This window comes from Limimaricola cinnabarinus LL-001 (assembly GCF_000466965.1).
In the GTDB taxonomy this organism is placed as follows: domain Bacteria; phylum Pseudomonadota; class Alphaproteobacteria; order Rhodobacterales; family Rhodobacteraceae; genus Limimaricola; species Limimaricola cinnabarinus.
In genome coordinates this window covers 11673-35101 of the sequence record NZ_BATB01000004.1, presented here as the reverse complement: position 1 = coordinate 35101, position 23429 = coordinate 11673, and the positions used below count along the sequence as shown (strand labels likewise).

Below are 23429 nucleotides of genomic sequence, written 5' to 3'. Positions count from 1 at the left end.
CTTTGGCCTAGACCACGCCCCTGATCACGCAAAGGGATGGCGGTGATGACCCAGGCGCCCAAGAAGCTCTTCATCAAGACCTATGGCTGTCAGATGAACGTCTATGACAGCGAGCGCATGGCCGAGACGCTGGGCGCGTCGGGCTACGTCACCACCGAGACGGCGGAAGACGCCGACATGGTGCTGCTTAACACCTGCCATATCCGCGAGAAGGCCGCCGAGAAGGTCTATTCCGATCTCGGGCGGCTGCGCCCGCTCAAGGAGGCCAAGCCCGGTCTCAAGATCGGCGTGGCGGGCTGCGTAGCGCAGGCCGAGGGCGAGGAGATCCTGAACCGGATGCCGCTCGTCGATCTCGTGGTCGGGCCGCAGAGCTATCACCGCCTGCCCGAGATGGAGCGCGCGGTGGGGCAGGGCGGCCGCGCCGTCGATACCGATTTCCCCGAGGACGACAAGTTCGAGGCGCTGAAGTCGCGGCCCAAGGCCAAGCGCGGGCCGACCGCCTTTCTCACGGTGCAGGAGGGCTGCGACAAGTTCTGCGCCTTCTGCGTCGTGCCCTACACGCGTGGCGCCGAGGTCAGCCGTCCGGCCGAACGCATCGTCGCGGAGGCGCGCGAGCTCGTAGAGGCCGGAGTGCGCGAGATCACGCTTCTGGGTCAGAACGTCAATGCGTGGCACGGTGCCGAAGGAGGTCTTGCCGCGCTGGTGGGGCAGTTGGCGGCGATCGACGGGTTGGAACGCATCCGCTACACCACCTCGCATCCCAACGACATGGACGAGGCGCTGATCGCCGCGCATGGCCAAGAGGCCAAGCTGATGCCCTATCTGCACCTGCCAGTGCAGTCGGGCTCGGATCGCATCCTGAAGGCGATGAACCGCAAGCACACGGCCGACCAGTATCTTCGGCTGATCGAGCGCATCCGCGCGGCGCGGCCCGACATCCTGCTCACCTCGGATTTCATCGTCGGTTTCCCCGGCGAGACCGACGCCGATTTCGAGGCGACGATGGATCTGGTGCGAGCCGTGGGTTATGGCTCAGCCTTTTCGTTCAAGTATTCGCCGCGCCCCGGCACGCCCGCGGCTGAGCGCAAGGTGCAGGTCGAGGCGTCGGTGATGGACGCGCGGCTGCAGCGGCTGCAGGCGCTGCTGGGAGAGCAGCAGCGCACTGCCCAAGAGACCATGGTGGGTCGCGAGACTACGGTGCTGTTCGAAAAGCCCGGTCGGCTTCCGGGGCAGATGGTCGGCAAGTCCGAGCATCTCTTCGCGGTACATGTGCAGGCCCCCGAGAGCCTTCGCGGCGAGATCGCACGGGTGAGGATCACCGCCTCGGGGCCCAACTCGCTCGCCGGGTCGCTGATCGGTTGAGCGGGACCGGCCTCTTGAGGCCGGGTCCCGCAGAATCGTTCCGCTCGTGCCATCGTGGTGAAATTGAGGCGGGCCCGTCGTGTCGGCATGGTCCGCGCAGCGATATGATGGTCTTCGGGGCAACAATGCTCCCGATATCGGTTGAACTGTAGCCTCACGGACTGGCAAATTCCTGCCGAGGCCTTCCCAACGCCTCGATCCGCATTAACACTACAATCAATCGAATGAGCGAACAGACAAGGCCCGCCCGGCTGCCGGTGGTGGGCGCCCGCCGACGGATCGAAAAGGATTGAAGATAGTGGCCTCATACATCACTGCAAAGTTGCGCGCCGTGGCCGGGGGGATCGCGGCGGTCGGACTGACGCTTGGGGCGCTGAGCGCGCCGGCGTTGGCGCAGGACCCCCGCATCGTGCCCGCAGAGCGCTATGTGCCGGGCATCTGGATCGATCCCGACGGCTGCGAGCACTGGGCCATGGATGATGGGGCCGAGGGCTTCATGGGGCCGCGCCGGATGCGCGATGGCAGCCCGGTGTGCCACCGCTCCGAGATCTGCGGCATCGTGCCGACCGACACGCTGTTCGCCACCGACCGATACGACGTCTCGGCCGCCGGCCGCGAGCGTCTGCGCCAGTTCTTCGGCGGGGCCGATGCTTTCGGTTTCCTGATCTATGGACACACCGACAGCCGCGCCAGCGACGAGTACAACATCACCTTGTCGAACAATCGCGCCCGTTCGGTGGCGCAGGTGGCGCAAGGACTCGGGGCGCGGGTCGTCGATGTGCGCGGCTTTGGCGAGCGTCAGCCCAAGCGTCGAACGAGACCGCCGCCGGAATGCAGACCAATCGCCGCGTCGAAATCTACTGCCTGCGCTGAGGAGCGACATCATGACTGTCCTGAAGAGCTTCGCGATCCTCGGCTTGCTCGGCTCCGCCGCCGCCTGTGCGCCGATCGGCCCCGACAAGTCCGTCGATCGCGGCATCAACTCGCATGATGTCTCGACCATGGTCGCCGGGATATGGGTCGATCCAGACGGCTGCGACCACTGGATCATCGACGACGGCGTCGAGGGCTACATGTCCGAACGCCTGACGCCGGACGGCCTTCCGGTCTGCTCGGGCGTGGCGCAGCCGAACACGGTGGTCGGCCCGTTCAAGTCCGGCTCGCCGATCCCGGACCTGCTCTGAGCCCGAACGACGGGCTATCCACAGGGGCCGTGCCGAAAGGCGCGGCCCTTTTGCGTTCGGGGCGAGGCAACCGACCCCCGCCTCGCGCGTTTTCGCCTGCGGCATGGCCGCATCCGCTTGCACGCGCGCCTGCGAATTGCGACCATCGCCTTGCTACATAGGCGCCATCCGGCATGAGGAGTCCTGCTTGTCCATCGCCAGCCCGACCGAGACAGTCCTCGAGTTTCCCAACAATTTCCTGTTGATAGATCTATGCGGCGAACATGATCGCCACCTCTCGGCCATCGAGGAGCGTCTGGGCGTTCAGATTCTGCGACGCGGCAACCGCCTGTCCGTGATCGGCGAGGAAGAGGCCAGCGCGGATGCGGCCCGGGTGTTGCAGGCCCTCTATGCACGTCTCGAAGCCGGTCGCGCGGTCGAGCCGGGCGATGTGGATCGTGAGTTGCGCATGGGTATCCCCGAGGCGGCCTCGTCCACGGATGCCGACCAGATCGACCTGTTCAAGGCCGATCCCGCGGGCGAGCGCATCGAGATCAAGACCCGCCGCAAGCTTGTCGAGCCGCGCACCGAAGCGCAGAAGGACTATGTGCGCTCGCTCTTCGACAAGGAGCTGTGCTTCGGCATCGGCCCCGCCGGCACCGGCAAGACCTATCTCGCCGTCGCGGTGGGCGTGTCGATGTTCCTGCAGGGCCATGTCGACAAGATCATCCTGAGCCGCCCGGCGGTCGAGGCGGGCGAGAAGCTCGGCTACCTGCCCGGCGACATGAAGGAAAAGGTCGACCCCTACATGCAGCCGCTCTACGATGCGCTGAACGACTTCCTTCCCGGCAAACAGGCCGCCAAGATGATGGAGGAGAAGGTGATCGAGATCGCGCCGCTCGCTTTCATGCGTGGGCGCACGCTGTCCCGCGCCTTCGTGGTGCTCGACGAGGCGCAGAACGCCACGACGATGCAGATGAAGATGTTCCTCACCCGTCTGGGCGAAGGCTCGCGCATGGTGATCACCGGCGACCGCTCGCAGGTCGACCTGCCGCGCGGCGTCACCTCGGGGTTGCACGATGCCGAACGACTGCTCAAGGGCATCCCCAAGATCAGCTTCAACTACTTCACCTCGAAGGACGTGGTGCGTCACCCGCTGGTCGCCGCGATCATCGATGCCTATGAAGCCGATGGCGCAGCGTAGGGCGGCGCGGCCGCCACTGGTCGATTGCCTGATCGAGGATCACCGCTGGGAAGAGGTGTCGCTAGGGGCCCTGGCCGAGAGCGCCTGCGTCGCGGCGCTCAAGGCGCTGGGACAGGACCCTTCGCTGTTCGAGATCAGCCTGTTGGGCTGTTCGGACGTGCGGATCGCCGATCTCAACGCGGATTTTCGCGGCAAGCCCACGCCCACCAATGTGCTGAGCTGGCCGTCCGAAGATCGCCGCCCCGATCGCGCCGGAGCCCGGCCCGCGCCGCCCCGCCGCGACCCCGTCGGTCCGACCGAGTTGGGCGATATCGCCATCGCTTGGGAGACCTGCCTGCGCGAGGCCGAGGCGGGCGGGCGGACAATCGCCGATCACGTTACGCATCTTTTGGTGCACGGCACCCTTCATCTCATGGGCTATGACCATGAAACCGATGCGGATGCGGCGCTGATGGAAGGTCTCGAGACAGAGGTACTTGGCAAGATGGGGGTATCGGACCCATATGCCGAAACAGCCGAGGCAGCACCGGAAGGAGAAGATGGGCGACGCGTTTGACACGGCCGACACGGGCAACACCCGTGACGGCGACGGAGATGGTCCCGAGGGGCCAAGTAGCGTCACCGCCGAGAATGGCGGGGGGCGCGGTTTCTTCAGCCGCATCATCGGGGTGCTGACACCTGCCGAGTCCGAGCTTCCGCCGGTCGAAGCGCCGCGCAGCTTCGCGCCGGTCCTGCCGGTACCGGGGATGCTCAACCTGCGGCGAATGCGGGTCGAGGACGTGATGGTGCCCAAGGCGGACATCATCTCGGTGCCCGTCACGATTCCCATGGAAGAGTTGGTCGAGGTGTTCCGTGACAGCGGCCTCACCCGGATTCCCGTCTTCGACGGCACGCTCGACACGCCGATCGGGTTGGTAAACCTCAAGGACTTCGCGCTGAAGTTCTGCTTCGTGCCCGAGCGGCCCGATTTTTCCCTGCGAGACATGCTCCGTTCTCTTCTCTACGTGCCGCCGTCGATGCCCTTGGGCGTGCTGCTGCAGAAGATGCAGGCCGAGCGGATACATATGGCGCTGGTCATCGACGAATACGGCGGCACCGACGGGCTCGTCACCATCGAGGACCTGATCGAGACCGTCGTGGGCGAGATCGAGGACGAGCACGACGTCGACGAGGCACAAAGCTTCCTGCGCGAAAAACCGGGCGTCTGGCTGGCGCTCGCGCGCACGCCGCTCGAAACCTTCGAGCGCGCGATCGGGCAGGATCTGACCGCGCATGAGGAGATCGACGAGGAAGAGATCGACAGCTTGGGCGGTCTCGTGTCGATGCTGGCGGGCCACGTGCCTGCCCGTGGCGAGGTGATCGAGCATCCGGCCGGGATCGAGTTCGAGGTGATCGACGCCGATCCGCGCCGGATCAAGCGGTTGCGCATCCGCATGCCCGAAAGCCGGGACAGTTGAACGGATGACTTCGGGCACGTTGCGGGCCACGGCCCGTCCCACCGCGCGGCGGCTTGCGGCGCGGCCCTGGCCTCGCGTCGGGCTGGCGGCGGTCGCGGGTGTCGTCGCTGCCTTGGGGCTGGCGCCTTGGGGGCTATGGTGGCTGACGCTCCCTGCGGTGGTGCTGGTGCTGGTGCTGCGTCGCTTCGCCACCACGCGGCGCGGCGCATTCCTCGTCGGCTGGGGCTTTGGCGCGGGCTGGTTCGGGTTGGGCCTGTCTTGGATCATCGAGCCGTTCTTCGTCGATGCGGCGCGCGACGGCTGGATGGCCCCCTTCGCGGTAGTGCTGCTATGCGGCGGGCTGGCGCTGTTCTGGGGCGCGGTCTTCACGCTTGCGCACCGCCGGGGTACGGGGGGGCTCGTGGCGTTGTGGGTCGCGGCCGAAATGGCGCGCGGCGTGGTGTTCACCGGCTTTCCCTGGGCGATGCCGGGGCACGTATTCATTGACACGCCGGTGGCGCAGCTCGCCGCTTTGGGCGGTGCGCCGCTGCTGACGCTGATCGCGCTGGGCCTGCCTGCGGCCGCATTGGCGATCGGTCTCCGCGCCAGCCTCGCCATTCCGGTTCTGGCCAGCATCGGAGCATGGATCGCGCTCGATCCCGGCGCCGCGCCTATGCCCGTGCCAGAGGCCCCGATTGTCCGGCTGGTCCAGCCGAACGCGGCGCAGTCGCTGAAGTGGGACCCCAAATGGCTGCCGGTGTTTCACGAGCGGTTGATGGAGCTGACCCGTCAGGGCGATGTGCCCGATCTCGTGGTCTGGCCCGAGACGGCGCTGCCTTGGCTGCTCGATCAATCGGGCGATTCACTGGCCCAAGGCGTGGACGCGGCGCGAGGTGCGGCGCTGGCGCTCGGCATCCAGAGGCGCGATGGAGCGCGCTACTACAATTCGGCCATCGTGGTCGATGCGGCGGGCGAGATCACGTCGCTCTACGACAAGACGCATCTCGTGCCGTTCGGCGAATACATCCCCTTTGGCGAGGTCGCCGCGCGATTCGGCATCCAAGGTTTGGCAGCGAGCGAGGGCGGCGGTTATACGCCAGGGCCGGGGCTGCACCCGGTCTCGGTGCCCGGTATTGGGCTGGCACTGCCGCTGATCTGCTACGAGGGGATCTTCGCGGGCGAGATCAACGCGGCCGCCGCGACCGGGGCGCTGCGGCCCCGCCTGATGCTCCTGATGACCAACGACGCGTGGTTCGGCACCGTTTCCGGCCCTTACCAGCACTTCGCGCAGGCGCGGCTGCGCGCGATCGAGCAGCGCATGCCGATGGCGCGGGTTGCCAATACCGGCGTGTCCGGGATGATCGACGCGATGGGACGTGTGACCGCGCGGATCGAGCTGGGCAAGATGGGCGCGGTCGACGCGGCACTGCCGCCGCGCGGGCCGACGCCGGGCTATGCGCGCTGGGGCGATGCGCCGATGCTCGTGCTCCTGTTGCTTCTGGCGGCCGTCGGCTGGCGGCACAATCGGCTTGACCGGGACCAAGACGGAGCGTAGCGGGGTCGGATTCTCGACACAACGGCTTCCTGGCGTGTCGGGTGATTTTCAATGGAGCGCCTCCCCATGTCCCGCCAGAATTACATCTTCACCTCCGAATCGGTGTCCGAAGGGCATCCCGACAAGGTCTGCGATCGCATTTCCGACGCCGTGCTCGACGCGCTGCTGATCGAGGAGCCCGAGGCCCGCGTCGCCTGCGAGACCTTCGCCACGACCAACCGTGTCGTGGTCGGTGGCGAGATCGGCCTCAAGGACCGGGATCGCCTGTCCGAGATCCTGAGCGGGGTCGAGGGGATCGTGCGCGAGTGCATCCGCGACATCGGCTATGAGCAGGAGGCGTTCCACCACCGCGACGTCGAGGTGACGAACCTGCTGCACGCGCAGTCGGCGCATATCGCCCAAGGCGTGGACGCCACCGATGGCAAGGAAGAGGGCGCGGGCGATCAAGGCATCATGTTCGGTTATGCCTGCCGCGAGACGCCCGAGCTGATGCCCGCGCCGATCCACTACGCGCACCGGGTGCTCAAACGCCTTGCAGAGGCCCGAAAGTCCGGGGCCGAGCCGACGCTGCGCCCCGATGCCAAGAGCCAGATCTCCCTGCGCTACGAAAACGGCATGCCGGTCGCGGCCACGTCGATCGTGCTGTCGACCCAGCATTCGGACGAAGGCCAGACCAGCGCCGACATCCGGGCCATCGTCGAGCCCTATATCCGCGAGGTTCTCCCCGAGGGCTGGATCACGCCCGAGACGGAATGGTGGGTGAACCCCACCGGTCGTTTCGTGATCGGCGGACCGGACGGCGACGCCGGCCTCACGGGCCGCAAGATCATCGTCGACACCTATGGCGGCGCCGCGCCGCATGGCGGCGGTGCCTTCTCGGGCAAGGACCCGACCAAGGTCGACCGTTCTGCCGCCTACGCCGCGCGCTATCTCGCCAAGAACGTGGTCGCCGCTGGTCTCGCCGACCGCTGCACGATCCAACTGTCCTACGCGATCGGTGTGGCGCGGCCGCTGTCGATCTATGCCGATACCCATGGCACCGGCGTGGTCTCGAACGCCGAGATCGAACGCGCCGTGGCGCAGGCCATGGACCTTACCCCGCGCGGCATCCGGACGCAGCTCGGCTTGAACCGCCCGATCTATCAGCGCACGGCGGCCTACGGCCATTTCGGCCGCGCCCCCGAAGGCGATGGCGGCTTTTCGTGGGAGCGCACGGATCTGGCCGAAGCGCTCAAGCGCGGCCTCTGAACCCGAGGGCTCGAAGTGGCGGGGATCGGGCGGCCTTGCCACTTCGCTCTTCAAGTACGCATGGCGACCGGCACAGGCCTCCACGTGCTGCCAAGTCCTGTTGCGCGCGCGTCCGACCCGCGCTAACCCGCGCGCCATGACAAAAGGCTCGCATTCCTCGGGCGCCCCATGGCGCAACTTCTATGGCCGGATTCGCGGCAAAACCCTGCGCCCGACGCAGAAGGACCATCTCGAGCACGATCTCGACGCGCTCTCACCCGGTCCCGTCGGCTGGGACGTGAACCCCGAGCGCGCGCCCCTCGACCTCGCGGCCCGCTTTGGCGAACGGCCGATCTGGGTCGAGATCGGCTTTGGCGGCGGCGAGCACCTTGTGCACATGGCCAAGACATATCCGCAGGTGGCGATCATCGGTGCCGAGCCGTTCATCAACGGCGTGGCGATGCTTTTGGGCAAGATCCGCGATGCGGGCGTGGACAACATCTCGGCGCATCCGGGCGACGTGCGCGACCTGTTCGACGTGCTGCCCGAGGGCAGCGTCGAGAAGGCGTTTCTCAACTATCCCGATCCATGGCCCAAGGCGCGGCATCACCGGCGGCGCTTCGTGACGCAGGAGCATCTCGTGCCGCTTTTGCATGTGCTCAGACCCGGTGCCGAGTTCCGGGTGGCGACGGATATCCCCGATTATGTGCGCCAGACGCTCGAGGAGGTGCCGGTCGCGGGTTTCGAACGCATCGATCATTCCGACGATCGGGCCTGGGTCGACTGGCCTTCGACACGCTACGAGCAGAAGGCCCTGCGCGAGGGCCGGCGCCCGCATTACCTGACCTTCCGCAAACCCTGAGGGCGGGAGCCTCCGGCGGGAGAGTATTTCGGGAGTAAAGTGGCCCGGGGCGTGGACCATGTCCCGAGGCCGGTCTAGGAACGAGGCGATCAATTCACGAGGTGCCCCGATGTCCGGCCATGGCGATCCGATCCCGATGATGTCCCAACGCGGGCCCGCGCTTAGCGGTGAGGCGCATGTGCCCGGCGACAAGTCGATCAGCCACCGCAGCCTAATCCTCGGCGCGCTCTCGGTGGGCGAAACGGTGATCGAGGGGCTGCTTGAAGGGCAGGACGTGCTGGACACGGCCAAGGCGATGCGCGCCTTCGGGGCCGAGGTCACGGATCACGGCGAGGGCCGTTGGTCGGTGCACGGTGCAGGCGTCGGCGGTTTTGCCGAGCCTGAGGGCGTGATCGATTGCGGCAATTCCGGCACCGGCGTGCGGCTGATCATGGGGGCGATGGCCACCACGCCGATCACCGTGACCTTCACTGGCGACGCCTCGCTCTGCTCGCGCCCGATGGGGCGCGTCACCGATCCGCTGGCCCTGTTCGGCGCGCGCGCAGAAGGGCGCGAGGGCGGGCGGTTGCCGATGACGATCACCGGCGCGGCCGATCCCATGCCGGTGCGCTACACCGTGCCGGTGCCGTCGGCGCAGGTGAAATCGGCGGTGCTGCTGGCGGGGCTCAACGCTCCCGGCAAAACCGTGGTGATCGAGAAGGAGGCCACCCGCGACCACACCGAGCGGATGCTCGCAGGCTTTGGCGCGGAGCTGACGGTCGAGGAGACCGATGAGGGGCGGGTGATCACGCTCACCGGTCAGCCCGAGCTGACCCCGCAGCACATCGTGGTGCCGCGCGACCCCAGCTCCGCGGCCTTCCCGGTCTGCGCCGCGCTGATCGCCGAGGGCTCGGACGTGCTGGTCCCGAATATCGGCCTCAACCCGACCCGAGCCGGGCTGTTCGAGACGCTGCGGGAGATGGGCGCGGATCTCGTTTACGAGAACCCGCGCGAGGAGGGGGGCGAGCCGGTGGCCGACCTGCGGGCAAGGTTCTCCCCGAACATGAAGGGCATCGAGGTGCCGCCTGCCCGCGCCGCATCGATGATCGACGAATATCCGGTGCTCTCGGTCGTCGCGGCGTTTGCCCAAGGCCCGACCGTGATGCGCAGCGTCAAGGAGCTCCGCGTGAAGGAGAGCGACCGGATCGATGCCATGGCCCAAGGGCTGCGCGCCGCGGGCGTCGAGGTCGAGGAAGGCGAGGATTGGTGGATCGTCCATGGTCGCGGCCATGGAGAGGTGCCGGGCGGCGTCACGGTCGAGAGTCGTCTCGACCACCGCATCGCCATGTCCTTCCTCGTGATGGGGCTGGCCAGCAACGAGCCCATGCGCGTCGATGATGGCGGGCCGATCGCGACCTCCTTTCCGGTGTTCGAGCCGCTGATGACGGGTCTCGGCGCCGATGTGAGGCGGGCATGATCTTCACGGTCGCCATCGACGGCCCGGCCGCGGCGGGCAAGGGGACGGTGGGCCGCGCCGTCGCCGCGCATTTCGGCTTTGCGCATCTCGACACGGGGCTGTTGTACCGGGCCGTCGGCGCTTTGGTCCTGAAAGGCTCCGAACCGGTCGCGGCGGCGCGCGGGCTGGCGCCCGAGGCTCTGGAGCAGCCGGGCCTCAGAAGCCCCGAGGTCGCCCGGGCGGCCAGCGAGGTCGCGGTGATCCCGCAGGTCCGCGCGGCGCTGCTCGAGTTTCAGCGCGGTTTCGCGCGGCGCGAAGGGGGCGCGGTGCTTGACGGGCGTGACATCGGCACGGTGATCTGTCCGAGTGCCGAAGTGAAGCTCTTTGTCACCGCCAGCGCCGAAGCCCGCGCCGGGCGAAGGCTCGCGGAATTGCTGGAGGCCGGTCATGATGCCAGCTTCGACAGCGTGCTGGCGGATGTGAAGGCCCGCGATGCGCGGGATTCGGAGCGCGCCGCGGCGCCGTTGCGGCCCGCCGAGGACGCGTTCCTGCTCGACACCTCGGATCTGGACGCCGCGCAAGCAGTCTCGGCCGCCGTGGCGCGCGTGGCCGCGGCACTGGGGCGCTAGGACATCACGTCGCGCAGCACGGCGAGCAGGGTGCGGGTCGAGGTGAACATCGTCCCGAGCTGGTGGGTGACGAGGAACATCAGCGGATAGCTGAGACCCGGCCGTGCCTCGAGCCAGTCCAGAAGGCCGGTGTCCAGCAGGAGGCGCCGCAGCAAGGGCACCGCCGCAAGCGCGAGGCCCGCGCCAATCAGGCCGCCCACGAGGATGTCGCTGGGCCAGTGAAAGCCCAAGATCACGCGTGGCAGCGCGATGACGACGCCCGCATGCGCCAGCGCCACGAGCCCCCAGCGCCGGTCGATCAGCAGGATGCCGGTGGCCAGCGCCACGAACAGCACCGCGTGATCGCTCGGCATCGAGGACCAGCCGTTCAGGGTGTCGTGATCGATCGTGTCGGCAAGGCGCAGCGGCAGGTCCGGATCGTGGATCGGTCGCGCCCGGTAGGCAGGGACATCGACAGGACCCGCCCCGCCGCCAGCGCCAGCACCGCCGTGACCAATGTCGCGGCAAGACCCGCACGGCGCGCGCGACATGCGCATGCGGCACCATCCACAGCCCCCAGACCAGCATCATCAGCGGGATGCCCTTGAACACCGGGCTGGCCGAAAGCTGGACGAGCAGCGCATCGAGCACATCACCGCGCCCGGCGAACCCGTTCAGGGCGAGAAGTATGTCGAGATCCACCGGGCCTCCGTCGGTCGTGCTCCCCATAGGGCCGATGTGGCGCGGTCGGGACAATGGCGGCAGGGGCCTGGGCCGCAACTGCGGGCGCGAGTGTGGCCGTGCTGCTTGATCAGCGCGCTGGATCGGACTATAGACGCGAGCGTCAAGGGAACGGTACGCCATGCGCGTACGAGCAGGATCGGCAGGGTCGGAACTCCGGCCCTCGTCGCGTTGGAACGTTTCCGGGGCAAATCGTAATCCAAAGACCGGCGGAGACAACCGCCTGGCCCGTATAGCGACTTACAAAGGAAAAACTGACCGCATGTGCGCTAAAGCATCCATGGAGGAATTCGAAGCCCTCCTGAACGAAAGCTTCGAAATCGACACGCCGTCCGAAGGCAGCGTCGTCAAGGGCCGCGTTCTCGCCATCGAGGCGGGCCAGGCCATCATCGATGTCGGCTACAAGATGGAAGGCCGCATCGATCTCAAGGAATTCGCGAACCCCGGCGAGCAGCCGGACCTCAAGCCCGGTGACGAGGTCGAGGTCTTCCTGCGCCAGGTCGAAAACGCCCGTGGCGAAGCCGTCATCAGCCGTGAGATGGCCCGCCGCGAAGAAGCCTGGGACCGCCTCGAGAAGGCCTATGCCGACGAGGAGCGCGTCGAGGGCGCCATCTTCGGTCGCGTCAAGGGCGGCTTTACCGTCGATCTCGGCGGCGCCGTGGCCTTCCTGCCGGGCTCCCAGGTCGACGTGCGTCCCGTGCGCGACGCCGGCCCGCTCATGGGTCTCAAGCAGCCGTTCCAGATCCTCAAGATGGACCGTCGCCGGGGCAACATCGTGGTGTCGCGTCGCGCGATCCTCGAAGAGAGCCGCGCCGAGCAGCGCGCCGAGGTCATCGCCAACCTGCACGAAGGCCAGACGGTCGACGGCGTGGTCAAGAACATCACCGAATACGGTGCGTTCGTTGATCTGGGCGGCGTCGACGGCCTGCTTCACGTCACCGACATGGCGTGGCGCCGCGTGAACCACCCGTCCGAGATCCTGGCGATCGGCGAGACCGTCAAGGTCCAAGTCATCAAAATCAACAAGGAAACCCACCGCATCAGCCTCGGCATGAAGCAGCTGCAGGACGATCCGTGGGATTCGGTCGAGGGCAAGTTCCCGATCGAGAGCGTGCACACCGGCCGCGTGACCAACATCACCGATTACGGCGCCTTCGTGGAGCTGGAGCCGGGTGTCGAGGGTCTGGTCCACGTCTCCGAGATGAGCTGGACCAAGAAGAACGTGCACCCCGGCAAGATCGTTTCCACTTCGCAGGAAGTGGAAGTGATGGTGCTCGAGATCGACAGCGCCAAGCGCCGCGTCTCGCTCGGCCTGAAGCAGACCCAGCGCAACCCGTGGGAAGTCTTCGCCGAGACCCATCCCGAGGGCACCGAGGTCGAGGGCGAGGTGAAGAACATCACCGAGTTCGGCCTGTTCGTCGGCCTTCCGGGCGACATCGACGGCATGGTCCACCTGTCCGACCTGACTTGGGAAGGTCGTGGCGAGGACGTGATCGGCGACTTCCGCAAGGGCGACGTCGTGAAGGCCAAGGTCACCGAGGTCGACATCGAGAAGGAGCGCATCTCGCTCTCCATCAAGGCGATGGACGGCGACCCGTTCGCGGATGCCATCGGCGGCGTGAAGCGCGGCTCGATCATCACCGTCGAGGTGACCAAGATCGAAGACGGCGGCATCGAGGTGACCTATGAGGGCATGAAGTCCTTCATCCGTCGCTCGGACCTGTCGCGCGACCGTGCCGAGCAGCGCCCCGAGCGCTTCGGCGTCGGCGACAAGATCGACGTGCGCGTGACCAATGTCGACAGCAAGACCCGCAAGCTGGGCCTGTCGATCAAGGCGCGCGAGATCGCCGAAGAGAAGGAAGCGGTCGAGCAGTACGGTTCCTCCGATTCGGGCGCCTCGCTGGGCGACATCCTCGGCGCTGCCCTCAAGGGCGACCGCTGAGCCCGTCGGGGCCTCTCGGGGCCCCGGCCACAAGATCGGCCTCGTCGTCCGGAAACGGACGGCGGGGCCTTTTCGTGAACGGATCGCGAAAACAGTCCCCTTGATTTGACTGCACTATTTATCGGAACCCGTGAACGTCCTATAGTCTTCCTGTCACAGGTCCGTGACACCCCGCCTCCGGGGTGTCGGCCGGGCAAGGGGGGGCGCACATGATTCGATCCGAACTGATCCAGAAGATCGCGGACGAGAACCCGCATCTCTATCAACGCGACGTGGAAAAGATCGTGAACACCATCTTCGACCGGATCACCCAGGCCATGGCCGAGGGCAACCGCGTCGAATTGCGCGGCTTCGGGGCCTTTTCGGTCAAGAAGCGCGACCAGCGTCTCGGCCGCAATCCCCGCACAGGCGAGGCGGTCGAGGTCGACGAGAAACACGTCCCCTTCTTCAAGACCGGCAAGCTGTTGCGCGACCGGCTCAATGGGAAATAGAACCAAGACATGAGAGCTCTCCGCACCGCCTTTTGGGGCATCGTCGCCATCTGTCTCGTCATCCTCGGCCTCGCCAATCGCGGCGTCGTCACGCTGCGCGTACTGCCCGAGGGGCTCAGCGGCCTGTTCGGCGTCTCGCCCGATGTCGACATGCCGCTCTATGCCGTCATCCTGATCGGCGTGGCGCTCGGCCTCCTGATCGGCTTCCTGTGGGAGTGGCTGCGCGAGCACAAGCACCGCGCCGAGGCCCGCAAGCGCGCCCGCGAGGTGAACCGGCTCGAGCGCGAGGTGGACCGCCTTCGCCACGAGAAGCACGAGGGCGAGGACGACGTGCTGGCCCTCGTCGATGCGCCGGCCGTGCCCGCGCGCGCCTGACCGTGCCTGTCTCCGTCAAGATCTGCGGCCTGTCCGACAGGGCAGGCCTCGACGCCGCCATGGCGGCGGGCGCGCGCTATGTGGGTTTCGTGTTCTTTGCGAAATCCCCACGCGCGGTGACGGTCGAGCAGGCCGCCGCGCTCGCCGTCGATGTGCCGCCGGGCATCGCCAAGGTGGCGCTGGTGGTGGATGCCGACGACGCCACACTCGACGAGATCGTGGCACGGGTGCCGCTCGACATGCTGCAGCTTCATGGCCACGAGACACCCGAGCGCGTGGCCGAGGTCCGTGCGCGTTACGGCCTGCCGGTGATGAAGGCAGTGGGCGTGGCCTCCGAGGCCGATCTGCCCGCGCTTAATGCCTATGCCGCCGTGGCCGACCAGATCCTTGTCGACGCCAAGGCACCCAAAGGTGCCCCGCTTCCGGGCGGCAATGGGCTGGCCTTCGACTGGCGGCTGATCGCGGGACGGCGCTGGCCGGTGCCGTGGATGTTGGCGGGCGGTCTCACGCCCGACAACCTCGCCGAAGCGGTGGCCCGAACCGGCGCGCGGCAGGTCGACGTATCTTCGGGCGTGGAACGCGCGCCGGGTGTGAAGGATGAGGTCCGCATTCGCGCCTTTCTCGACGCCGCAGGCCTCTGAGGGGCATCAATTTGGGCGATTGCCCCGGCCTGTCGGCTGCCCTACATGCCATCCATGAGCAAACCCGTCGATCACGAGCGTGAGAAGGCCCGGCTGCGCCGGCAGATGCGGGCCATGACCGGCGGATCGCCACGTTTGCACGGGCTGACCGAACGATTGATGGCGGACCATGCGCGCTGGATTCGCATTCCCGCGGGGATCCTGTTGATACTGGGTGGTTTCGCCGCGATCCTGCCGCTCTTCGGGCTGTGGATGCTGCCGATCGGTCTGGCGCTTCTGGCGGTGGATTTGCCGATGCTGCGACCGGGCGTCAACTCCACGCTGATCCGGGGCCGTCGCTGGAGCGACGGCATGCTGCGCCGCTGGCGCGACAGGAACCACGCCGCGCCCCGGGACCGCGACTGACGCCTTGGGCCTTTACCGTGCGGCGCGGCAAGGGTAGTCCGGACGCCGAACGCGAGGAGGCTCAGCGCATGGCGGACGATCTCATCAACAGCTTCATGGCCGGGCCCGACGAGGGCGGCCGCTTCGGCGAATTCGGAGGCCGCTTCGTCTCGGAGACGTTGATGCCACTGATCCTGTCGCTCGAGGCCGAATATGAGAAGGCCAAGACCGACGACGCCTTCTGGGCCGAGATGAACGACCTGTGGACCCATTATGTGGGTCGCCCGAGCCCGCTCTATTATGCCGAGCGGCTGACCGAGCATCTGGGCGGCGCCAAGATCTATCTCAAGCGCGACGAGCTGAACCACACCGGCGCGCACAAGATCAACAACGTGCTGGGTCAGATCATCCTCGCCCGTCGCATGGGCAAGACCCGGATCATCGCCGAGACCGGCGCAGGCCAGCACGGCGTCGCCACCGCGACGGTCTGCGCCAAGTTCGGCCTGAAATGCGTGGTCTACATGGGCGCGCATGACGTGGAGCGGCAGGCGCCCAACGTGTTCCGGATGCGGCTTCTGGGTGCGGACGTGATCCCTGTCACCTCCGGGCGCGGCACCCTCAAGGACGCGATGAACGACGCGCTGCGCGACTGGGTTACCAATGTGCGCGATACCTTCTACTGCATCGGCACCGTCGCGGGCCCGCACCCCTATCCGGCGATGGTGCGCGACTTCCAGTCGATCATCGGCAAGGAGGTGCGCGAGCAGATGCACGAGGCCGAGGGGCGCCTGCCGGACACGTTGATCGCCGCGATCGGCGGCGGGTCGAATGCGATGGGGCTGTTCTTCCTTTTCTTGACGACCGCGAGGTGAACATCATCGGCGTCGAGGCGGGCGGTAAGGGCGTCGACCAGAAGATGCAGCACTGCGCCTCTCTCACCGGCGGACGCCCCGGTGTGCTGCATGGCAACAAGACCTACCTGCTGCAGGATGATGACGGCCAGATCCTCGAAGGTCACTCGATCTCGGCCGGGCTCGATTACCCCGGCATCGGCCCCGAACATGCCTGGCTGCATGAGATCGGCCGCGCGCAATACGTGGCGATCACTGACATGGAGGCGCTAGAGGCGTTCAAGCTGTCTTGTGCGCTCGAAGGCATCATCCCGGCGCTGGAGCCGTCTCACGCATTGGCCCATGTCATGAAGATCGCGCCGGATCTACCGCGCGACCATCTCTTGGTAATGAACATGTGCGGTCGGGGCGACAAGGACATCTTCACTGTCGCCAAGCATCTGGGCGTTGATATCTCGGCTTGATTTGTTTGGCCTCACGATTATGTGATCACTTGCCGTCGAACGGAGTTGTCGGATGACACGTTGGACGACGAACTCACAATTGAGAGGACACGACATGCTGAACAAACTGACTTTCGCTGCTGCCACGACCGCCCTCGTTCTGGGTGCTTCGGCCGCTTCGGCGCAGAGCATTCCGTTCGCCGAGGTCGACACCGACGGTGACATGATGCTGTCGAACGACGAGCTGGTCGCTGCCTTCGGCGCCGACGGCGCGGCGATCCTGATGGAGGACGACAGCGACGGCGACATGATGCTGAGCGTGCAGGAAATCCGCATCGCGACCGGCATGAGCATGGCGACCGAGCCGGCTTCGCCCGAAGCCCGCGCCGAGTCCGATGATGACGAAGATCCGGATTACCGCGACGCCACCGAATCCACGATCCAAGAGAACAATACCGAGACCGAAGGCTTCATCGAAGAGGGTGAAGACGGCGACGGCGAAGGCGACGAGGACGACGGTCAGTAACGCCAGTCGTTCCATACCTGATCTGAAGGGCCGACCGGATATCCTCCGGTCGGCCTTTTTCTGTTTCAGTCTTTATGTTTAGTTCACACGAATACGTGTCGTACGGTAACGAACCCTATCGGGTCTGAAGGGTTGGGGAGCGAACTCATTCTGGAGACGAAAATGCTCAAGACCTTTACCAGCGCCGCTGCACTTACCGCTCTCATGGCCGGTGGCGCCATGGCGCAGGACGACATGATGATCGATACCGATGCCACGGCCATGCAGATGTCGATGATGGACGGGCAGACCACTGTGACCTTCCCCCGCATCAACACCCGCCAGGACGGCTACATCGTCCTGCACGCCGTTACCGATGGCGAGCCGGTGGTGCCTGAATCGCTGGCACACGCCATGGTCATGGCCGGCGAGAACACCGATGTCACCGTGATGGTGCCCGGGGCGCTTGCCGCCGGGACCGAACTCGTGGCCATGCTGCACGTCGAGTCGAACGGCAACGGCGTCTATGATTTTGGCCCCGACATGACCGACGTCGACACGCCGGTCATGGTCAACGACGCGCCCGTGACGGCGATGTTCACCGTTCCCGAAGGCATGATGATGCACTCGGGCGACGACATGCCCTCGACCGACATTGCTGAACCGGAAGTCCGTGCCGAGTCCGATGACAGCAGCGATCCGGATTACCGCGACACCGACGAATCCACGATCCAGCCCAACGACACCGAAACCGAAGGCTTCATCGAAGAGGGTGAAGATACCGAAGGTGAAGGCGACGAAGACGACGCTGGTTGATCTTGGTGATTTAGCGGGATCGGCTTCGCGGCCGGTCCCGTCAAACAAAGCCTCGGCTGGACAGTATCCGGCCGGGGCTTTTGCTTGTCAGCTTGCGTGTTGTGTCAGAACCTCGAGCGGCACGATTTCGAGCGCGCGTTTGTGGGTGGCGGCAAGGTGTACCCGAGGCGCGCAGCCCTCGTCATGGGCCTGCAGAAAACGTCCCGCACAAAGGCACCAGCTGTCTCCGGGGGCCAGACCGGCAAAGCCGAACTCAGGTCGCGGCGTGCTCAGGTCATTGCCCACATATTTCGAATAGGCGAGGAATTCGGCCGTCATCACCGCGCAGACCGTATGGCTGCCTTGGTCCTCGGCGCAGCTGTTGCAGTGCCCATCCCGAAAGAACCCGGTCAGGGGCGCGGTCGAGCAGGGCGCCAGCGGGCCGTCCAGAACGTTAAGCGACGGGTCCATCTGCATGGCAATCCTCCTGAAAGGGGTCAGTGGGCGCGCCAGAATTGGTAGCGCGGCGAACCTTCGGCAACTCCGGTCGAACAAGTCACCTGAACCGATCCGCCAGCTTTTGCAGGGCAGAGCGATCATCTAACCTGTCCGGTTCTGCCGAGGCGGGGTCCTGTCGCGCCGCGGGTTCGGTCTCGGGCGCCTGCGGCTCGGCGGGTCGGCCCTTGGTCCCACCACCGGAACGCGGCGGGTTCAGTCGCAGTGATACTGCGTTGAGGAACCGCGCATCGTCGCCCGCCGCCAAGGCTGCCGCTCCGTCGGAGATACCGCGCAGCATGTCGTCGAGCCAGGCCTCGTCGGCCTTGGCGAAATCCTTGAGCACGTAGCCCGGCACCGCATCCTTGTGGCCGGGATGGCCCACGCCCATGCGCACGCGGTCGTAATGCGGCCCCAGGTGCTGGTGGATCGAACGCAGGCCGTTATGCCCCGCGTGACCGCCGCCAGCCTTGGTCTTGAGCCGCCCGGGCACGAGATCGATCTCGTCATGAAAGACGCAGATGTCGGTGCTGTCGATCTTGTGGAACCGCGCCGCCTCACCGACCGACTGGCCGGACAGGTTCATGAAGGTCATTGGCTTGAGAAGCAGCACCTTCTGCGACCCGAGCCTGCCCTCGGACATCTCGCCCTGAAACTTCGCGCGCCAAGGCGCGAAGCCGTGATCCTCCGCGATCCGGTCCACGGCCATGAAGCCGATGTTGTGACGATTCCGGGCATATTTGCCGCCCGGGTTTCCAAGTCCGACGAAGAGTTTCATGCGGCGGAACCTAGCGCGCCGCCACGCGCAGGGCCAGTGCCCGGACGCAAAACGGGGCCCCGAAGGGCCCCGTTTCCACACGCTTGGTCGCCAAGGCGATCAGGCGTCGGTCTGCTCGGTCGCCTCGACCTCGTCGGCGGCGGGCTCGGCCTCTTCCTCGGCGGCGGCGGCGAGCTTCGAGGGCGCCGAGATGTTGGCGATCACGAAGTCACGGTCGATCGTCGGCTTGGCGCCCGAGGGCAGGGTGACGTCGCTGATGTGGATCACGTCACCGATCTGCTTGCCGGTCAGGTCGACCACGATCTGCTCGGGGATCTCGCCGGCGAGCACGTTCAGCTCGACCTCAGGGCGGACCACCGTGAGCACGCCGCCGCGCTTGATGCCCGGCGCGTCCTTGTGGTTCTCGAACTCGACATGGATATAGAGGCTGATCCGCGTGGTGCGGCGCAGGCGCAGCAGGTCCACATGGGTCGGCAGGTCGCGCACCACGTCGCGCTGCACCGAGCGGCAGATAACGCGCACGTCGTCCTGGCCCTCGACCTTGAGGTTAAACAGCGTTGACAGGAAACGGCCTGCCTTCAGCTTCTTGATCAGGGCGTTGTAGGGCAGGTTGATCGGCAGCGGATCGGCGCCGCCGCCATACACGATGCCCGGAACGAGGTTCTCGCGACGTGCCTGACGAGCGGCCCCCTTGCCTGTCCCCGTGCGTGCCGTGGCGACGAGATCCGGAATCTCTTTGGCCATTGGTAAGTCCTTTCAGGTGATGGGCCATCCTCCAAGGGTGTATGGCCCGATTCAGAACCTGTGCCCTTAGCGCCGAATCCCCCGTTTGAAAAGGCCTGCATGGGCATAAACAGGCGCAGGCGACGCGGCGTCTCTGGACTGTCGGTCCGCCGCGTGGCACGGCCTTGCGCATGTCCATTCTCTCGGCTCTCCGACTGACCCGCGCGCCGGGCTCCGCCTTCGTGGTCATGGGGCTCTACTGGGGCGTCTTCGCCGCGCATGTGCCGGTGTTCCGCGACCGTCTCGGCGTCGATGACGCGGTGTTCGGCTCGTTGCTGCTTGGCTCCTCCCTCGGCCTCCTGACGACGATGTGGCTGGCGCCGCGGTTCGATCAGAAGCTGGGGCGCGCGGCCTTGCCCGTCGCGGCGGCACTTCTGGCGCTGGCGTGGATCGCACCGGCGCTTGCCGCGACGCCGCTGGCTTTCGCCATCGGCATGGTCGGCGTCGGCATGGCGTCGGGCGTCTGCGACGTGGTTCGGGCGTCTGCGACGTGGTGATGACGCGCGGGTGAGCCAGATCGAGGCGCAGTCGGGGCGTTCCTTGATGAACGCCAATCACGGGCTGTTCTCGCTGGCCTATGGTTGCGCCGCGCTCGCCTCCGGCCTCACCCGCGAGGCCGGGTTGCCGATCCTCGTGGTGTTCGGTGGCATGACGGTCGTGACGCTGGTGCTGATGCCGCTTTTGTGGCGCGCGCCCTCGCCGGAGATGATGCCGGAGGAAGGGGCGTCGGTGACGCTGCCGCTCTGGCCGGTGGCGCTGTGCGGTATCGTGGTGATGATCGCCTTTCTGAGCGAGGCCACGGTCGAAAGCTGGTCGGCGCTGCATATCGAACGGACGCTGGGCGGTGGCGCGGCGCAGGGCGCGCTTGGTCCCGCCCTTCTGGGCATCACCATGACGCTGGGCCGTTTCGGCGGTCAGGCACTGGCCGAGAGGCTCAGTGAGACGGCAGTGATCCGGGTGGCGGCTCTGGTCTCGGCCTTTGGCGCGGCGATCGCGGCGATGGCCCCGGTGCCGATGGTGGCCTATCTCGGCTTTGCGATCACCGGTCTCGGCATTTCGGTGATCGGCCCGATGGGGCTGGCACTGGCGGGGCGCATGGTGGCGCCGCATCAGCGGTCGCAGGCCATCGCCCGTGTTGCCGTCATCGCTTTTTGCGCCTTCCTGATCGCACCGGTGCTGATGGGCGGATTGTCGGAGGTATTCGGCCTGCGGCTGGCCTTCGGGGCCGTCGCGGCGCTGCTGCTGATGATCCTGCCCCCGGTGCTGGCGCTGCGCCGCCGGGCTCGCGCGCTGGCAGCCGTTCCGGCCTGAGCCGGACCGGGCCGGGCACGGTGCCGCATTACTCGCCTTGCCCCCTTCGCTTGTGATGGCGCCACGCGGCGTCTAGACAACCATTGCAATCTTTGAACGAGGCGTGCGATGGCCCGATCCCCCAAGACCAGCGACGAGGACCGGCCGGGCTCGCGCAACATCGGGGCGCTGCGGGCGCTCTGGCCGTTCATCGCGCCCTATCGCGGCATCATGACGCTCGCCATTTCGGCGCTGGTGTTCACTGCCTGCGTAAGCCTCGTGCTGCCGCTGGCGGTGCGCCGGGTGGTCGACAATTTCGAGGTCGACGCAGGTATGCTGCTCGACCGGTATTTCGCTGCGGCTTTGGTGATCGCGGGGCTGCTCGCGCTGGGCACGGCGGCGCGTTACTACCTAGTGACGCGGCTGGGCGAGCGGGTGGTGACCGACATTCGCAAGGCGCTTTTTGGGCGGATGGTGGGCATGAGCCCCGCCTTCTACGAGAGGATCATGACCGGCGAGGTGCTGAGCCGGATCACCACCGACACCACGCTGATCCTGTCGGTGATCGGCTCCTCGGCCTCGATCGCGCTGCGCAATCTGCTGATCCTGATCGGCGGTCTGGCGCTCTTGATGCTGACCTCGGCCAAGCTCACCGGGCTGGTGCTGCTGATCGTACCCGCGATCATCGTGCCGATCGTGGTGCTGGGCCGCCGGTTGCGCGTCCTGAGCCGAGAGAACCAGGACTGGATCGCGGCCTCCTCGGGCAATGCCTCAGAGACGCTTTTGTCGGTGCAGACCGTGCAGGCCTACAGCCACGAGGCGCGCAGCAAGGAGCGGTTCGACGAGATCACCGAAAAGAGCTTTGTCGCGGCGCGTGAGCGGATCGGCACACGGGCGGTGATGACGGCGATCGTCATCTTCCTGATCTTCGCGGGCATCGTCGGCGTGCTGTGGATCGGCGCGCGAGACGTGAACGCCCGTGAGATGTCCATCGGCGCGCTGGTGCAGTTCGTGATCTACGCGGTGATGGTCGCAGGATCGGTCGGTGCGCTGACCGAGATCTGGGGCGAGCTGCAACGCGCGGCGGGAGCGACAGAGCGTTTGGTCGAGCTTCTCAATGCCGAAGACAGCCTGCGTGAGCCGTCCGCCCCGCGACCAGTGCCCGAGGCGCGTGGCGAGATCGTGTTCGACGATGTCTCCTTTTCCTATCCCTCGCGCCCCGACGTCTCGGCGCTCGACCATGTCAGCGTCACCATCGCACCGGGAGAGACGGTGGCGCTGGTCGGCCCTTCGGGGGCGGGTAAGACGACGATGATCCAGCTCCTGCTGCGGTTCTGGGATCCGAAGACTGGCCGGGTCACGCTCGACGGGACGGACCTGCGTGACATGGCGCGGTCGGATTTCCGGTGTCGGATGGCGCTGGTGCCGCAGGACCCGGTGATCTTTGCCGACACGGCGCGCGAGAATATTCGCTTCGGCCGCCCCGACGCCACCGATGCCGAGGTCGAGGCCGCGGCTCATGCCGCCGCCGCGCACGAGTTTCTGATGGCACTGCCCGACGGCTATGACAGCCAGGTCGGCGAGAGGGGCGTGATGCTGTCGGGCGGGCAGAAACAACGGATCGCCATCGCGCGCGCGATCCTGCGCGACGCGCCGGTACTGCTGCTCGACGAAGCGACGAGCGCGCTCGACGCCGAAAGCGAAAGGCTGGTGCAGCGCGCCGTGGACCGGCTCGCCACCGGGCGCACGACGCTCATCGTGGCGCACCGTCTGGCCACGGTGAAGAAGGCCGACCGTATCCTGGTCTTCGAGGCGGGCCGGATCGTGGCGCAGGGCAGCCACGACGCGCTGGTGGCCGAGGGCGGGCTCTATGCCCGTTTGGCGCGGCTGCAATTCACCGATGGCATGATCGAGGCCGCCGAGTAGCGTCGAGGGTCTCGAAAACCCCTTGCGCGATACGGGGCTATCGCGGCGTCATGCTTGCGTGACGCGCGGGTCAGTCTGATGCTTCGTGCAGGGATGGAGCCGCGAGGCGGCACGAATACGACAACCGACCGGGGAGG

Annotated in this window: 25 protein-coding genes, 1 pseudogene and 1 riboswitch; of the genes and pseudogenes, 22 read left to right on the top strand and 4 right to left on the bottom strand. The window is 66.6% G+C overall.

The window, feature by feature from the left end; all coding sequences use genetic code 11:
• The first annotated feature begins 45 nt into the window (after positions 1-45).
• The 11 genes from miaB (at position 46) to MBELCI_RS02620 (ending at position 10873) form a co-directional block, all read left to right on the top strand.
• On the top strand, positions 46-1362 hold the full coding sequence (gene miaB, locus MBELCI_RS02670; protein WP_045319626.1) for a tRNA (N6-isopentenyl adenosine(37)-C2)-methylthiotransferase MiaB: 1317 nt from the start codon (positions 46-48) through the stop codon (positions 1360-1362).
• Positions 1363-1660: 298 nt separating this feature from the next.
• Complete coding sequence (locus MBELCI_RS02665; protein WP_021692600.1) at positions 1661-2353, top strand: OmpA family protein; 693 nt, start codon at positions 1661-1663, stop codon at positions 2351-2353.
• Positions 2247-2546 (top strand): hypothetical protein, encoded by a 300-nt coding sequence (locus tag MBELCI_RS02660; RefSeq protein WP_045319611.1) that lies wholly within the window; start codon positions 2247-2249, stop codon positions 2544-2546. Before MBELCI_RS02665 ends, MBELCI_RS02660 begins: the two co-directional genes overlap by 107 nt.
• Positions 2547-2739: 193 nt before the next feature.
• Positions 2740-3729, top strand: coding sequence for a PhoH family protein (locus MBELCI_RS02655; RefSeq protein WP_200861246.1), 990 nt, complete (start codon positions 2740-2742; stop codon positions 3727-3729).
• Positions 3701-4285 carry an rRNA maturation RNase YbeY gene (ybeY, locus tag MBELCI_RS02650; RefSeq protein ID WP_235047558.1) on the top strand — a complete coding sequence of 195 codons (585 nt, stop codon included), beginning with the start codon at positions 3701-3703 and terminating at the stop codon, positions 4283-4285. Before MBELCI_RS02655 ends, ybeY begins: the two co-directional genes overlap by 29 nt.
• The gene (locus MBELCI_RS02645) at positions 4269-5186 is read left to right on the top strand and encodes a hemolysin family protein (protein WP_021692596.1); all 918 of its coding nucleotides are present in this window, start codon (positions 4269-4271) and stop codon (positions 5184-5186) included. Before ybeY ends, MBELCI_RS02645 begins: the two co-directional genes overlap by 17 nt.
• A 4-nt stretch (positions 5187-5190) precedes the next feature.
• Positions 5191-6720: an apolipoprotein N-acyltransferase gene (gene lnt / locus MBELCI_RS02640; RefSeq protein ID WP_021692595.1), complete on the top strand. Its 1530-nt coding sequence runs from the start codon at positions 5191-5193 to the stop codon at positions 6718-6720.
• Positions 6721-6730: 10 nt separating this feature from the next.
• Positions 6731-6779: riboswitch (SAM-SAH riboswitch) on the top strand.
• Between the two features lie 7 nt (positions 6780-6786).
• A complete protein-coding gene (gene metK, locus MBELCI_RS02635) occupies positions 6787-7968 on the top strand; it encodes a methionine adenosyltransferase (RefSeq protein WP_021692594.1) in 1182 nt (393 codons plus the stop codon).
• Positions 7969-8104: 136 nt separating this feature from the next.
• Positions 8105-8809, top strand: a complete 705-nt coding sequence (gene trmB / locus MBELCI_RS02630; protein ID WP_021692593.1) for a tRNA (guanine(46)-N(7))-methyltransferase TrmB — start codon at positions 8105-8107, stop codon at positions 8807-8809.
• A gap of 109 nt (positions 8810-8918) precedes the next feature.
• Positions 8919-10265, top strand: coding sequence for a 3-phosphoshikimate 1-carboxyvinyltransferase (gene aroA / locus MBELCI_RS02625; RefSeq protein ID WP_021692592.1), 1347 nt, complete (start codon positions 8919-8921; stop codon positions 10263-10265).
• Positions 10262-10873 carry a (d)CMP kinase gene (locus MBELCI_RS02620; RefSeq protein WP_021692591.1) on the top strand — a complete coding sequence of 204 codons (612 nt, stop codon included), beginning with the start codon at positions 10262-10264 and terminating at the stop codon, positions 10871-10873. Before aroA ends, MBELCI_RS02620 begins: the two co-directional genes overlap by 4 nt.
• Here the strand turns inward: MBELCI_RS02620 and MBELCI_RS02615 are convergent.
• On the bottom strand, positions 10870-11409 hold the full coding sequence (locus tag MBELCI_RS02615; protein ID WP_021692590.1) for a phosphatase PAP2 family protein: 540 nt from the start codon (positions 11407-11409) through the stop codon (positions 10870-10872). The two genes, MBELCI_RS02620 and MBELCI_RS02615, sit on opposite strands and share 4 nt — an antisense overlap.
• 446 nt (positions 11410-11855) lie before the next feature.
• On the opposite strand from MBELCI_RS02615, the gene rpsA reads away from it, so the two are divergent.
• The 8 genes and pseudogenes from rpsA to MBELCI_RS02575 all read left to right on the top strand — a co-directional run bounded on the left by rpsA (position 11856) and on the right by MBELCI_RS02575 (position 18041).
• Entirely contained in the window at positions 11856-13535 is a 1680-nt protein-coding gene (gene rpsA / locus MBELCI_RS02610) for a 30S ribosomal protein S1 (protein ID WP_081698468.1), read from the top strand.
• A 209-nt stretch (positions 13536-13744) separates the two neighbouring features.
• Positions 13745-14026 carry an integration host factor subunit beta gene (ihfB, locus tag MBELCI_RS02605; protein WP_021692588.1) on the top strand — a complete coding sequence of 94 codons (282 nt, stop codon included), beginning with the start codon at positions 13745-13747 and terminating at the stop codon, positions 14024-14026.
• Between the two features lie 9 nt (positions 14027-14035).
• Positions 14036-14401 (top strand): lipopolysaccharide assembly protein LapA domain-containing protein, encoded by a 366-nt coding sequence (locus MBELCI_RS02600; RefSeq protein ID WP_021692587.1) that lies wholly within the window; start codon positions 14036-14038, stop codon positions 14399-14401.
• A 2-nt stretch (positions 14402-14403) separates the two neighbouring features.
• Positions 14404-15042, top strand: a complete 639-nt coding sequence (locus MBELCI_RS02595; protein WP_021692586.1) for a phosphoribosylanthranilate isomerase — start codon at positions 14404-14406, stop codon at positions 15040-15042.
• Positions 15043-15096: 54 nt separating this feature from the next.
• Positions 15097-15447 (top strand): YgaP family membrane protein, encoded by a 351-nt coding sequence (locus MBELCI_RS02590; protein ID WP_021692585.1) that lies wholly within the window; start codon positions 15097-15099, stop codon positions 15445-15447.
• 68 nt (positions 15448-15515) lie between these two features.
• A pseudogene (gene trpB, locus MBELCI_RS02585) lies at positions 15516-16741 on the top strand (tryptophan synthase subunit beta).
• 52 nt (positions 16742-16793) lie between these two features.
• Complete coding sequence (locus MBELCI_RS02580) at positions 16794-17246, top strand: hypothetical protein (protein WP_131505499.1); 453 nt, start codon at positions 16794-16796, stop codon at positions 17244-17246.
• Positions 17247-17408: 162 nt separating this feature from the next.
• Complete coding sequence (locus MBELCI_RS02575) at positions 17409-18041, top strand: DUF7282 domain-containing protein (protein WP_021692582.1); 633 nt, start codon at positions 17409-17411, stop codon at positions 18039-18041.
• 87 nt (positions 18042-18128) lie between these two features.
• Here the strand turns inward: MBELCI_RS02575 and MBELCI_RS02570 are convergent, their stop codons facing one another.
• The 3 genes from MBELCI_RS02570 to MBELCI_RS02560 all read right to left on the bottom strand — a co-directional run bounded on the left by MBELCI_RS02570 (position 18129) and on the right by MBELCI_RS02560 (position 20037).
• Positions 18129-18497 (bottom strand): DUF2237 family protein, encoded by a 369-nt coding sequence (locus MBELCI_RS02570; RefSeq protein ID WP_021692581.1) that lies wholly within the window; start codon positions 18495-18497, stop codon positions 18129-18131.
• Between the two features lie 79 nt (positions 18498-18576).
• Positions 18577-19293, bottom strand: a complete 717-nt coding sequence (gene pth, locus MBELCI_RS02565) for an aminoacyl-tRNA hydrolase (protein ID WP_021692580.1) — start codon at positions 19291-19293, stop codon at positions 18577-18579.
• A gap of 99 nt (positions 19294-19392) precedes the next feature.
• Positions 19393-20037, bottom strand: a complete 645-nt coding sequence (locus MBELCI_RS02560; protein ID WP_021692579.1) for a 50S ribosomal protein L25/general stress protein Ctc — start codon at positions 20035-20037, stop codon at positions 19393-19395.
• Between the two features lie 170 nt (positions 20038-20207).
• On the opposite strand from MBELCI_RS02560, the gene MBELCI_RS21455 reads away from it, so the two are divergent.
• The 3 genes from MBELCI_RS21455 (at position 20208) to MBELCI_RS02550 (ending at position 23292) form a co-directional block, all read left to right on the top strand.
• Positions 20208-20573 carry a hypothetical protein gene (locus tag MBELCI_RS21455; RefSeq protein ID WP_235047557.1) on the top strand — a complete coding sequence of 122 codons (366 nt, stop codon included), beginning with the start codon at positions 20208-20210 and terminating at the stop codon, positions 20571-20573.
• Between the two features lie 10 nt (positions 20574-20583).
• Entirely contained in the window at positions 20584-21387 is an 804-nt protein-coding gene (locus tag MBELCI_RS02555) for an MFS transporter (RefSeq protein ID WP_235047556.1), read from the top strand.
• Positions 21388-21495: 108 nt separating this feature from the next.
• Positions 21496-23292 (top strand): ABC transporter transmembrane domain-containing protein, encoded by a 1797-nt coding sequence (locus MBELCI_RS02550; protein WP_021692577.1) that lies wholly within the window; start codon positions 21496-21498, stop codon positions 23290-23292.
• Positions 23293-23429: the final 137 nt, after the last annotated feature.

Bases quoted from the DNA above. Each gene is read 5' to 3' on its own strand.
- MBELCI_RS02580 (WP_131505499.1), top strand. From the start codon at position 16,794: ATGACACGTTGGACGACGAACTCACAATTGAGAGGACACGACATGCTG.
- ihfB (WP_021692588.1), top strand. From the start codon at position 13,745: ATGATTCGATCCGAACTGATCCAGAAGATCGCGGACGAGAACCCGCAT.
- MBELCI_RS02590 (WP_021692585.1), top strand. From the start codon at position 15,097: ATGAGCAAACCCGTCGATCACGAGCGTGAGAAGGCCCGGCTGCGCCGG.
- lnt (WP_021692595.1), top strand. From the start codon at position 5,191: ATGACTTCGGGCACGTTGCGGGCCACGGCCCGTCCCACCGCGCGGCGG.
- metK (WP_021692594.1), top strand. From the start codon at position 6,787: ATGTCCCGCCAGAATTACATCTTCACCTCCGAATCGGTGTCCGAAGGG.
- rpsA (WP_081698468.1), top strand. From the start codon at position 11,856: ATGTGCGCTAAAGCATCCATGGAGGAATTCGAAGCCCTCCTGAACGAA.
- MBELCI_RS02560 (WP_021692579.1), bottom strand. From the start codon at position 20,037: ATGGCCAAAGAGATTCCGGATCTCGTCGCCACGGCACGCACGGGGACA.
- MBELCI_RS02600 (WP_021692587.1), top strand. From the start codon at position 14,036: ATGAGAGCTCTCCGCACCGCCTTTTGGGGCATCGTCGCCATCTGTCTC.
- MBELCI_RS02620 (WP_021692591.1), top strand. From the start codon at position 10,262: ATGATCTTCACGGTCGCCATCGACGGCCCGGCCGCGGCGGGCAAGGGG.
- MBELCI_RS02575 (WP_021692582.1), top strand. From the start codon at position 17,409: ATGCTCAAGACCTTTACCAGCGCCGCTGCACTTACCGCTCTCATGGCC.
- MBELCI_RS21455 (WP_235047557.1), top strand. From the start codon at position 20,208: ATGTCCATTCTCTCGGCTCTCCGACTGACCCGCGCGCCGGGCTCCGCC.
- pth (WP_021692580.1), bottom strand. From the start codon at position 19,293: ATGAAACTCTTCGTCGGACTTGGAAACCCGGGCGGCAAATATGCCCGG.
- MBELCI_RS02570 (WP_021692581.1), bottom strand. From the start codon at position 18,497: ATGCAGATGGACCCGTCGCTTAACGTTCTGGACGGCCCGCTGGCGCCC.
- MBELCI_RS02550 (WP_021692577.1), top strand. From the start codon at position 21,496: ATGGCCCGATCCCCCAAGACCAGCGACGAGGACCGGCCGGGCTCGCGC.
- miaB (WP_045319626.1), top strand. From the start codon at position 46: ATGACCCAGGCGCCCAAGAAGCTCTTCATCAAGACCTATGGCTGTCAG.
- ybeY (WP_235047558.1), top strand. From the start codon at position 3,701: ATGCCTATGAAGCCGATGGCGCAGCGTAGGGCGGCGCGGCCGCCACTG.
- aroA (WP_021692592.1), top strand. From the start codon at position 8,919: ATGTCCGGCCATGGCGATCCGATCCCGATGATGTCCCAACGCGGGCCC.
- trmB (WP_021692593.1), top strand. From the start codon at position 8,105: ATGACAAAAGGCTCGCATTCCTCGGGCGCCCCATGGCGCAACTTCTAT.
- MBELCI_RS02645 (WP_021692596.1), top strand. From the start codon at position 4,269: ATGGGCGACGCGTTTGACACGGCCGACACGGGCAACACCCGTGACGGC.
- MBELCI_RS02615 (WP_021692590.1), bottom strand. From the start codon at position 11,409: ATGCGCATGTCGCGCGCGCCGTGCGGGTCTTGCCGCGACATTGGTCAC.
- MBELCI_RS02660 (WP_045319611.1), top strand. From the start codon at position 2,247: ATGACTGTCCTGAAGAGCTTCGCGATCCTCGGCTTGCTCGGCTCCGCC.